Annotated in this window: 1 protein-coding gene; it reads right to left on the bottom strand. The window is 34.0% G+C overall.

Translation table 11 applies throughout. From position 1 onward, the window contains the following. Nucleotides 1–296, bottom strand: a 296-nt coding sequence (locus DNJ75_RS15145) for a hypothetical protein (protein WP_150469081.1), incomplete at its 3' end; no start/stop codon positions are given. Nucleotides 297–636 lie beyond the last annotated feature (340 nt).

The raw sequence follows: 636 nt of genomic DNA, 5'->3' as shown, positions 1-636 counted from the left end.
CCATCATCTAAAGGAATGCTAACAATGGGTACTTGCATTACCTTGTTTCCATTCTCTGGCAGAATATGTAGCAATCTATTTTCATTTGATACTGTGCCTAGAGGGTTTACTGGCACTGAAGAATCCCCGGCAAATAAGCTTACCTTTTGCGGTGCTTTTATTTTAGCGTCTGTCTTGATATTTGATTTATCAAGTTGCTTTTGATTGGTATCATGCGTGATCTCTTTTGCAGTTAAGCTAAGTGGCAGCATCATCGCTGTCAATAAACAAAGTGTTTTATATCTTTTATCTCTCATTCCTTTGCTTTGAAGTTAAGTCATTATAGTGATGCTTGGCATTGTAAGTGATTCAATTTTAACTTTCAATAAATACCTACTTTTATTATGAGGTTAATATTTGTATTGAAAATATGGCATTTTGACTCTATGATTTAGACCTAACTTAATGAATGAGTACCGACTCTAGTTATTCTCGGCATTCAAGAAATCAAGAAAAAGGATATTTTGTGACATCGACAATTCAGTGGTCTTTTACCGCAACAGAAATCTCCCTTATTGAATCGCGTAATCGAAATTCACGCCTTTATTTTGCATTACTTTTAAAACACTATCAATATGCTCATGAGTTTTTAAAAGA

The sequence above is a fragment of the Cysteiniphilum litorale genome (assembly GCF_003428165.1).
Classification (GTDB): domain Bacteria; phylum Pseudomonadota; class Gammaproteobacteria; order Francisellales; family Francisellaceae; genus Caedibacter; species Caedibacter litoralis.
The sequence above is the reverse complement of the archived record's forward strand: the minus strand, read 5'-3'. Positions and strand labels throughout refer to the sequence as shown.